General features: G+C 48.1%; 6 protein-coding genes. 4 read left to right on the forward strand and 2 right to left on the reverse strand.

Annotation, left to right across the window (positions count from 1 at the left end):
- Nucleotides 1–183: 183 nt before the first annotated feature.
- Together ACTHY5_RS10840 and ACTHY5_RS10845 are read left to right on the forward strand one after the other, a co-directional pair.
- Nucleotides 184–1,032 carry a DNA ligase gene (locus ACTHY5_RS10840; RefSeq protein ID WP_441879517.1) on the forward strand — a complete coding sequence of 283 codons (849 nt, stop codon included), beginning with the start codon at nucleotides 184–186 and terminating at the stop codon, nucleotides 1,030–1,032.
- A 102-nt stretch (nucleotides 1,033–1,134) separates the two neighbouring features.
- Nucleotides 1,135–1,932, forward strand: coding sequence for an NRDE family protein (locus tag ACTHY5_RS10845; RefSeq protein WP_441879519.1), 798 nt, complete (start codon nucleotides 1,135–1,137; stop codon nucleotides 1,930–1,932).
- 76 nt (nucleotides 1,933–2,008) lie between these two features.
- Here the strand turns inward: ACTHY5_RS10845 and ACTHY5_RS10850 are convergent, their stop codons facing one another.
- A complete protein-coding gene (locus tag ACTHY5_RS10850) occupies nucleotides 2,009–2,140 on the reverse strand; it encodes a putative transporter small subunit (protein ID WP_441879521.1) in 132 nt (43 codons plus the stop codon).
- Nucleotides 2,140–3,819 (reverse strand): sodium:solute symporter family protein, encoded by a 1,680-nt coding sequence (locus ACTHY5_RS10855; RefSeq protein WP_441879523.1) that lies wholly within the window; start codon nucleotides 3,817–3,819, stop codon nucleotides 2,140–2,142. Before ACTHY5_RS10855 ends, ACTHY5_RS10850 begins: the two co-directional genes overlap by 1 nt.
- Nucleotides 3,820–4,347: 528 nt before the next feature.
- On the opposite strand from ACTHY5_RS10855, the gene purE reads away from it, so the two are divergent.
- Together purE and purK are read left to right on the forward strand one after the other, a co-directional pair.
- Nucleotides 4,348–4,842: a 5-(carboxyamino)imidazole ribonucleotide mutase gene (gene purE, locus ACTHY5_RS10860; protein ID WP_441879525.1), complete on the forward strand. Its 495-nt coding sequence runs from the start codon at nucleotides 4,348–4,350 to the stop codon at nucleotides 4,840–4,842.
- A complete protein-coding gene (purK, locus tag ACTHY5_RS10865) occupies nucleotides 4,839–5,906 on the forward strand; it encodes a 5-(carboxyamino)imidazole ribonucleotide synthase (RefSeq protein WP_441879527.1) in 1,068 nt (355 codons plus the stop codon). Before purE ends, purK begins: the two co-directional genes overlap by 4 nt.
- Nucleotides 5,907–5,965 lie beyond the last annotated feature (59 nt).

Consider the following 5,965-nt stretch of genomic DNA (forward strand, 5'->3'; position numbering starts at 1 on the left):
CTCTGCCTGACTTCTACTCAAACATCAACAAAAAGATGTGATGAAGTGACAGACTTTAAGCTGAGAGTTGGAAGAAAGACACTTCCAGCTTTCCAGCTTAAAGCTGTATTTTCTCCTATGCTGAGTTATTAATGGTTGTTTTTCGAACCAATAACCATGACTACCAACCAAGGAGGGGAAGCTATGTACCAGTATCCGTTGTGGTTGCCATTAGCTGTGCCGTTTATATTGTTGCCTAATGTCGGATATACCCAAGGTATTGCTCAGCCGCCGTTACAGTTAGCGGCTGAGTATCAACACCAAGATGCCAGCCTATATCGAGTGAGTGAAAAGCTCGATGGGGTGCGCGCTTATTGGGATGGGCAGCAGCTGGTATCGCGCAGTGGCCATCATTTTTCTGCACCTGACTGGTTTACTCATGACTTTCCGAATATGCCCCTAGACGGTGAGTTATGGATGGGGCGCGGTCAGTTTGAAGCCGTATCGGCGGCGGTGCGCCGTTATCAGGCCATTGACAGTGAATGGCGCAAGATCCGGTTTATGGTATTTGATTTGCCAGCCAGCAGAGAACCATTTGAAGCGCGTTTAAGAGAGTTAAAGCCACTTATTACTGACGCCGACTCCGCTTATTTACAGTTAGTTGAGCAGCGGTTAGTGACCGATAACGCTGAGCTGGCTGCGTTACTTAATCAAATTGATGCAGCTGGCGGAGAGGGGTTGATGTTGCGCCATCGACAAAGTGTATATCAAGCAGGGCGCCACCAAGATTTACTTAAATTAAAGCGATTTCAAGATGCTGAGGCCAAGGTAGTGGCGCATTTACCTGGGCTTGGAAAATACCAAGGCATGCTGGGGGCCTTATTGGTGGAGACGCCCGATGGTCGGCGATTTAAGCTGGGTACCGGTTTTAGTGATCAGCAGCGCCAACAGCCGCCCGCCATTGGCGCTACCGTCACCTATCGTTATCAGGGTGAAACTGGCCAACAATTGCCCCGCTTTGCCAGCTTTATGCGGGTGAGAAATGTACCTTAATTGACTGTTAGTCTTTGCAGTTACTATCGTCTTGGGCTGAGAGGGAGTAATGCGTTAGGCTAAGGGGGCGATAATTTAACTTAATAAGGCAGGGTATTATTTTTGTGCTTAATTGCGTTTTCTTGGCAGCCAGAGCATAGCCGCTTACTGTTACTGGCCAACCGTGATGAGTTCTATGCAAGACCTACAGCTGAAGCAGCATGGTGGACAGGCTATCCTGATATTTGGGCGGGGCGAGATTTACAAGCTGGTGGTACTTGGTTAGGCGTAAATCGAGCGGGGCGCTTTGCAGCATTGACCAATATTCGCGAAGGCGATATGCAGGTAGGCAAGCGTAGCCGAGGTGAGCTGGTAAAGGACTTTTTAACCAGCAAGGTGAGCGGTGCTCATTATTTAGAGCAGGTACTGGCTCGCGGTGATGAGTATGCTGGATTTAATTTATTGGTGGGTGATAGTCGCCAGCAGGCTATCTGGTATGGTGCTAACCGTTTGGGTGGTGAAGCGCGGTTATTGCCTGGGGGAGAGTATGGGTTATCTAATGCGCTACTTGACACCCCTTGGCCTAAAGTTAACCGCCTAAAGCAAGGCCTAGCTCAGATCCCCAAAGACAGTACTTTAACGGGCATTGAAAAAAACGCGTGGCAATTATTGAGTGATACTCAGACTGCAGCGGCTGATCAGCTGCCTAATACTGGGGTGACGCCCGAACTAGAGCGACTGTTGTCGGCTCCTTTTATTCATAGTGCCGATTTACACTACGGCACTCGTGCTCAAACCCTGTTGAGTATTAGGTCTCATCAGGGTAATCAAGATGAGCTGGTAATCTTAGAGCAAAGCCGAGGGGCGAACACCGAGGTGGTCGCGACAAACCGCACCCGTATTATTCTTGATTCGGCATAAGTTGGTCCTCTGTAGCGATAAAAAAGGCGAGCCTTAGCGCTCGCCTTTTTATTAACAGTGTATTATGGGTAGAGACTTATACCAGTCCGCGCTTTTCTTTTTTTGCCGTTTGAATGTCTTTCCATACGGCATGACAAATAACCCACAATATAATTAAAGTAAGGGCAGGCCAGACTAGAATATAAGAACCTAATATAAACTCGCTCATTATTGCTCCTTAGCTAACTGGTGGCGGGTGTTCACGGTCTCGGTATTGAGATCGTATCTATCGTCATAATGACCTACACGCTGATTGATCAAGTCAAAGTCAAAGCGCTCATTACTCAACAAGCTTATTACTACACATACCAAGGTGCTGGCGCCATAAGCGACCAGTGACGATAACAGCACTGTGTATTCACGCAAGAAACCAGTGGCATAATAGGTCATGGCTAAGGCGGCAATAACACCGGCAATAATACCAACCCACTTACCAAAGAAACCAAAGGCCATTAAGCCAATGACCACACCGGCACCCACAAAAGCCATCAGTTCAAAGGTAAGCCCAGTGGCGCCTGACATGGGCAGCAGCTCAAAGCGGGCCACACAAAATAGCGCTAAACCGGCAAGTACTGCGCTGGTAAAGGCGACATTAGTAATACGATCCCAGTAGCAGCTTGCAATCACGGGGAATACAATCGCGCCCCAAAGTGCGCCAACAAATACCAGCATTACCAAAATATCAAACGAATAACTGGCCAAGATTACGCCAATTAATGTAGCAGCTACCATGGTCATACGACCAATAAACAGCATACGTTTGGGGTCGATTTTACCGCGGGCTAAGTTTTTTCCGTATACATCAGCCATCACAATGGCAGACAAGGCAGATAGATCAGAGTCGGCAGTGGAAGATAAAGAGCCAATCACCAGAATAAAGAAAAGGCCGATAAAGACAGGTGAGAGATAAGTAGAGACCATTTGAGGGATCAGGTTATTGACTTCCCCATTAAGCGGTTCTACCCCTAAGGTTAAAGCCATAAGACCAATCATGCCTAGGCCAATGACAATGGCGCCATACCCTAAGGTTGCAGTTAAAAACGTCGATTTAATGTGCTTTTCATTGACCGCAAACAAACGCTGAGAAATAGTTTGGTTACCAATGGCGTAGGCTAATACCGCAATAAAAAACGGCGCCCCTTGTTTTAAAATGGCATCCATTGAGAACAAGTCAACTTGTTCGGCGCTCATGTTATTAAAGCCTTCTAACATCACGCTAGGTCCGCCCATAGAGAACAGCACCGCAGGAATAATCACAATAGCAATGGCCATTAGCGCCACTAGCTGAGCAAAGTCGGTAAACACCGAGGCCCTAAAGCCTGACCACAATGTGTAGCTCAGTACCCCTACACCAGCAATAATAATACCGGCTTGAAAAGATAGGGGCGACAGTACCGCGACCAATGCGCCGGCTGCGGTAAAGTTCACCATTAAGCTGATAATACTGCCTAATAGGTTTGAGAAGGCTAAAATTAACTGACTTGATGAGCCATGGCGAGCATGGATTAGCTCCCCTAAAGTATGCGCTTTAGGTGCTAATGACCGAAAGCGGCGGCCAAAGGGGTAGATAAATAAGATCATCAAGGCACCCCACAAACCATAATGTAGCGGCCCTGAAACACCATAGGTATATCCCGAGGTGGCAGCGGCATAAAATGAAGCTGCCCAAATCCAAGTGGCCGTCATACTGGCCGCGCCCATACCAAAGCCAATGCGCTGGTTAGAGACCATAAAAGCGTCGGTATCTTCTTGATCTTTTTTGATAAAGGTAGTTAAGAAGTAGGTACCGCCATAAAATGCTGCCAGCAGCAGCAATACGGTGGTAATAGAGAATTGATAGAGTTCCAAGGAAACCTCCATGACGTGCTTAAGTTAATAACTTAAGCAAATGATGAGACAAACGCACAGCAACAGCAGCCTTAACTACTGAAGGGCGTCAATAAGTAACTTGGCTTGCGACAACGGACGCAACCAGGCGTTAATACAACTTCTGTTACAAGTAATGACGAGCGTCTAACCTATAACAATAGTAACTAGAGACGTTGGCGATAGCCGAGTGATGTGTAGTCAGCGACACTGACAGTCGTGAATTAAGCTAAGGTAGAGTTTCAATTGCACCAATCATGGGTGTAACACCTCCTGTGAAACATACAGATAATATTGCAAACGGCTATTACTCTAACCTTACCTTAGGGTTCTGTCTAGGCTTGCCTTTTTCCTGACTTTATATTAGACGGTTTGTTGCTTAGGTGACTAGCCGACAAACCCCCATTTCGTTATAATTCGCGCTCCTCCCAGATCCACCATCATGCTGGGCGTTTAATCTGTGCTTATTGCAGGATTATGCGCCATTAATCTTGCTTAACAGGAGTAATCATGCAAGCAAAAGTTGCCGTCATCATGGGCTCAAAAAGTGATTGGCCCACCATGCAGGGTGCCGCCGAAATTATGGACACACTGCAAGTGGCTTACGAGATAGAAGTGGTGTCGGCGCACCGCACGCCAGACCGTTTAATGTCGTTTAGTAGTGAGGCGGCAGCGCGCGGGTTTGAAGTGATTATTGCTGGTGCCGGTGGTGCAGCCCACTTGCCGGGTATGGTGGCGTCTAAAACTCGGTTGCCCGTGCTGGGTGTTCCAGTACAAAGTCGTGCATTAAATGGCATGGATAGCTTGTTGTCTATTGCACAAATGCCCAAAGGGGTGGCAGTGGGTACCTTGGCCATTGGTGAGGCGGGGGCTTTTAATGCCGGTTTATTAGCCTGCCAAATATTAGCCAATAATGACAGCGCCTTAGCCGAGCGTTTAGAGGCCTTTCGCCAACAACAAACCGAGGCGGTATTAGCCCATCCAGATCCAAGGGAGCAGGCATGAGTCGTATTTGGGTATTAGGCGCAGGCCAACTAGGGCAAATGCTCAAGCATGCCGGTATGCCATTAAACTTAGACGTACAAGCGGTCGATATTGAGTCTGAAGAAACGTTTCCGCTGCAAGCTCACGAGCAAGTTACCGCAGAGCGAGAGCAGTGGCCTGAAACCGCAGCCACTCTACAGTTAGCAAGCCACCCCGCCTTTGTTAACTTGCAAACTTTTCCTATATTAGCAGATCGCTTCACCCAAAAATCCTTAATTGATGAGCTCGGACTTGCCACCTCACCCTGGCAGTTAGTGCGCACTAACACTGATGCCAGCAGTTTGCATCACAAGCTTGGTGAGCGAGTATTATTAAAGCGACGCACCGGTGGTTATGATGGTCGCGGCCAACATTGGTTGCGTGAGCCGGGCTTAGATGCCATTCCTGAGGGGTGGCATGAAGAAGCTATTGCTGAGCAAGCCATCGACTTTGATGAAGAAATGTCTGTGGTGGGCGTACGCAGTGCCGACGGCCAGTGCTTCTTTTATCCGTTAACGCTAAATCTGCATGTTAATGGCATTTTACTGGGCTCAGTCGCGCCTTTGACGCGTTTAGCTCACTTACAAGAAAAAGCCGAAAAAATGCTGGCTAAGTTAATGAACCACCTCGATTATGTGGGCGTGATGGCCATGGAGTGCTTTCGCGTGGGTGATGAGTTACTGGTTAATGAGCTGGCGCCAAGGGTGCATAATAGTGGTCACTGGACGCAAGCTGGCGCTAATATCAGCCAATTTGAAGCCCATTTACGTGCCGTGGCTAAACTGCCATTAGTGCAACCGACGGTAAAAAACACCAGTGTGATGGTGAATTTAGTAGGAACCGAGCGCCAAGATGCTTGGTTAGCCGTGCCCGGTGCTGAGCTGTATTGGTATGGTAAAGACGTACGCCCTGGTCGAAAAGTGGGGCACATTAACTTTAGTCTAGACACTCACGCACAGACTAAGCTGGCTCTGGATAGTCTACAGTCGCTATTACCCGCCCACTACGGTGAAGTATTAGATTGGCTACGCAGTCAGCTGGACTAACCCCTCCAGCACTCACTACTAGCAAAAAGCCCCGTGCAATGTATTGCACGGGGCTTTTT

This window comes from Oceanisphaera sp. (genome assembly GCF_052084945.1).
Lineage (GTDB): Bacteria > Pseudomonadota > Gammaproteobacteria > Enterobacterales > Aeromonadaceae > Oceanimonas.

What these genes read in the sequence shown, in the direction of transcription:
- ACTHY5_RS10840 (WP_441879517.1), top strand. Translation starts at nt 184, where the DNA reads ATGTACCAGTATCCGTTGTGGTTGCCATTAGCTGTGCCGTTTATATTG.
- ACTHY5_RS10850 (WP_441879521.1), bottom strand. Translation starts at nt 2,140, where the DNA reads ATGAGCGAGTTTATATTAGGTTCTTATATTCTAGTCTGGCCTGCCCTT.
- purE (WP_441879525.1), top strand. Translation starts at nt 4,348, where the DNA reads ATGCAAGCAAAAGTTGCCGTCATCATGGGCTCAAAAAGTGATTGGCCC.
- purK (WP_441879527.1), top strand. Translation starts at nt 4,839, where the DNA reads ATGAGTCGTATTTGGGTATTAGGCGCAGGCCAACTAGGGCAAATGCTC.